Origin of the sequence: Phenylobacterium sp., from assembly GCF_036495085.1 — a bacterium.
Classification (GTDB): Bacteria; Pseudomonadota; Alphaproteobacteria; order Caulobacterales; family Caulobacteraceae; genus Phenylobacterium.
Window position 1 is genome coordinate 1 of sequence record NZ_DASXNL010000086.1, and the last position, 3,221, is coordinate 3,221.

General features: G+C 64.4%; 3 protein-coding genes. 2 read left to right on the forward strand and 1 reads right to left on the reverse strand.

From position 1 onward, the window contains the following. Positions 1-30 precede the first annotated feature (30 nt). A complete protein-coding gene (locus VGI62_RS10040) occupies positions 31-2,172 on the forward strand; it encodes a TonB-dependent receptor (RefSeq protein WP_331504344.1) in 2,142 nt (713 codons plus the stop codon). A 227-nt stretch (positions 2,173-2,399) separates the two neighbouring features. On the opposite strand, the gene VGI62_RS10045 is transcribed toward VGI62_RS10040, so the two are convergent. Continuing rightward, the gene (locus VGI62_RS10045; RefSeq protein WP_331504345.1) at positions 2,400-2,627 is read right to left on the reverse strand and encodes a hypothetical protein; all 228 of its coding nucleotides are present in this window, start codon (positions 2,625-2,627) and stop codon (positions 2,400-2,402) included. On the opposite strand from VGI62_RS10045, the gene VGI62_RS10050 reads away from it, so the two are divergent. Next, the gene (locus VGI62_RS10050; protein WP_331504346.1) at positions 2,611-3,024 is read left to right on the forward strand and encodes a DUF4189 domain-containing protein; all 414 of its coding nucleotides are present in this window, start codon (positions 2,611-2,613) and stop codon (positions 3,022-3,024) included. The genes VGI62_RS10045 and VGI62_RS10050 overlap by 17 nt on opposite strands. Positions 3,025-3,221: the final 197 nt, after the last annotated feature.

The following is a 3,221-nucleotide window of genomic DNA, read 5'->3' on the forward strand; positions in this document are numbered from 1 at the left end:
CGCCTTGTTAGCTTATAACAGGGGACGTCTATGGCCGGATCGACATCGCGGCGCGCACGCCTGGGCGCGTCGGTTAGTCTGCTTTCGCTAGTCGCCGCACCGGCCTTCGCCCAAGCCTCGGCTCCCGCCGCCGGCGCGCCTACGTCTGGCCAGGTGGCCGAGATCGTAGTCACCGCCCAGCGGCTGGATGCTGCGCGCTCGTCGGTGGAGCCATCGCTGGGCGCCACCACCTATTCGTTGCCGGAAGCCTTCATCCTCAGCCTGCCGGGCGGCGCCAACACCCAGCTGAACCAGGTGGTTCTGCAGGCGCCGGGCGTGGCGCAGGACAGCTTCGGCCAGCTGCACATCCGCGGCGATCACGGCAACATCCAGTACCGGCTCAACAACGTCATCCTGCCCGAGGGTCTGCAGGTGTTCGGCCAGACGCTCTCGCCCCGGCTGGCGGCCAACGTCGACCTGATCACCGGCGCCATGCCCGCCCAGTACGGCCTTCGGACCGCCGGCGTGCTCAGCATCACCACCAAGAGCGGCTTCAAGAATGGCGGCGAGGTCGGGGTCTATGGCGGCAGCCACGGGCTGATCACGCCGTCGATCGAGTACGGCGGCTCGTCGGGCGCCACGAGCGGCTTCTTCTCGGGGAGCTACACGGGTACGGACGTGGGCATCGAGAGCCCCGACGGCCGCGGCACGCCGCTGCACGACCATTCGGACCAGTACCAGGCATTCGGCTACCTGGACCACATCCTGGACGACAGCAGCCGCGTGTCGCTGATCGCCGGGACCTCGCAGCAGACGTTCCAGATCCCCAACGTCTCGGGCCTGCAGCCCGACCTGGGCTTCAACGTGAACGGCGTCACGGACTTTCCGTCCGAAAAGCTGGACCAGAATCAGAAGGAAGGCACCACCTACGCGATCGTCAGCTATCTGAAGACGGTCGACAAATTCACCGCTCAGGCCTCGCTTTTCGGCCGCTATTCCGAGCTCCGCTACTCGCCCGATGTGACCGGCGAACTGCTGTTCAACGGCATCGCGCAGGCGGCGCGCAAGACCGTTCTGTCGCTCGGGACTCAGCTCGAAGGCGTCTACAAGCTCAGTGACGCGCACACGATCCGCAGCGGCCTGATCGTCTCCAGCGACCGCACGACCAGCAAGACCACGTCCCAGGTCTTCCCACTGGACGACACCGGCGCCCAGATCGGCACCGCTCCGATCTCCATCGTCGACGACAGCAAGGCCACCGCCTGGACCTATTCGGCCTATCTGCAGGACGAGTGGGCGCTGGCCGAGACGCTCACGCTGAACTATGGCCTGCGCTTCGACCAGTTGGAGGCGTTCCGGCACGAGAACCAGCTTTCGCCGCGGGTGAACCTGGTCTGGAAGCCGATGGAGGGGACGACCTTCCACGCGGGCTACGCACGTCTTTTCTCGCCGCCTCCCTTCGAGCTGGTGGCCAGCGAGACGATCGCGAAGTTCGTCGGCACCAGCGCCGAGGCGCTTGGCACGCAGAACGACCTGCCGAAGACTGAGCGCGACAACTACTTCGACCTGGGCGTCCAGCAGAGGTTCGGCGGGCTGACGCTAGGGCTGGACGGCTACTACAAGAAGGCCAAGAACCTCGTCGACGAGGGGCAGTTCGGCGCGCCGATCATCCTGACGCCGTTCAATTACCGCGAAGGCTACGCCAAGGGCGTCGAGCTCAGCGCCAACTATGCGAGCGGGCCGCTCAGCGCCTACGGCAACTTCGCCTGGTCCGAGGCGAAGGGTAAGGACATCATCTCCAGCCAGTTCAACTTCGACCCCGGCGACCTCGCTTACATCCAAAACCACTTCATCTTCCTCGACCACGACCAGACCTATACGGCCTCGGCGGGCGCGGCCTACCGGCTGGGCGACACGCGGTTCTCCGGCGACCTGATCTATGGATCGGGACTTCGGAAAACGCCGGACGGTGCGCCGCCCAACAGCGGCCACGTGCCGGGCTACACCCAGGTGAACCTTGCCGTGGCGCATGAGTTCACGGGCCTGCCTAGCGGCCCGCTGACCCTGCGCGCCGACGTGATCAACCTCTTCGACGAGAAATACGAGATCCGCGATGGAACCGGCGTCGGCGTCGGCGCGCCGCAGTTCGGCCCGCGGCGCGGGTTCTTTGCCGGGGTCTCGAAAGCGTTCTGAACCTGGCGAACAACTGGGCACCGAATCCGGCCAATCCCCAGCCAGCGACGTCAGGAAGCTGAGGTTCGAGCCCTGCAGACGCTGACTGGGCGCGCCGACCGTTTCGGACAAATAAAGCTGTTCGCAACAGAGCCCGGCCGTTTTCACACACGAGGCGGCGACAGGTTAGCCGAATCCTTGATCGCCATGGGCGTCTGAAAAATCGCCCTTGGAGCGCCGGTGAGGCGTTAACCGGGGATGTCCGCGATGCCGAGACAGATCAGACCGCCGGTGCTGTGCTGCGGGCTGCTGCTTGTGGCCCCGACGCCGTTCGCGGCGAAGTCGTAGAACGGCGTGTCCTGCGGCATGGTCGAGACCCCGAATGGCCCGGAGTTCTGGGGCGCATGCAAGGGACCGCGACCTGCGCCGCCGAAGCCCGATGTATGGGGCGCAATTGCCGTGGCCTCGAATTTCACGCCGCCGGGCTTCTCCTACAATTACCCCAACGAAAGGGACGCCAAGGATGGCGCGCTTGAGAATTGCGCCAGGAAGGGCGGCAAGAACTGCAAGATTGCCGTCACCGTCGCCGACGTTTGTGTGGCCGTGGCGATGAGCACGCATGAGAGGGTTCAGGTTGTTGGCGGACCAATCGGCGCGGCCAATTTTGCCGGCAGCGGCGCGATGCTGAAGTGCCAGCGTGCAGGTGAACGATCCTGCAAGGTGACAACCTCGTTCTGCGCTGATGGCGTAAATCACACCGTGAACGCATCGACCGTTTTTTCGAACGGCAATCCTATCGCCGTTGCGCCTGGTCAGGCGAGCGCAGTGAAACAGGAGTCACGTTTCACGAAACCGGACACTCATTGTGAGTAGCCCGACACATGGGTGACAGGTCGTACCGGACACATGGGTGACACTTTCCGCTTCTGAGCGGGAGGTGTCGATGCCCTGGAAGGAGTGCTCGGTGATGGACGAGCGCTTACGGTTTGTGGCAGATGTGTCCATACTGGACAATGAAGTTCCTGGCGCACCCGACACGATTCGAACGTGTGACCTTTGCCTTCGGAGGG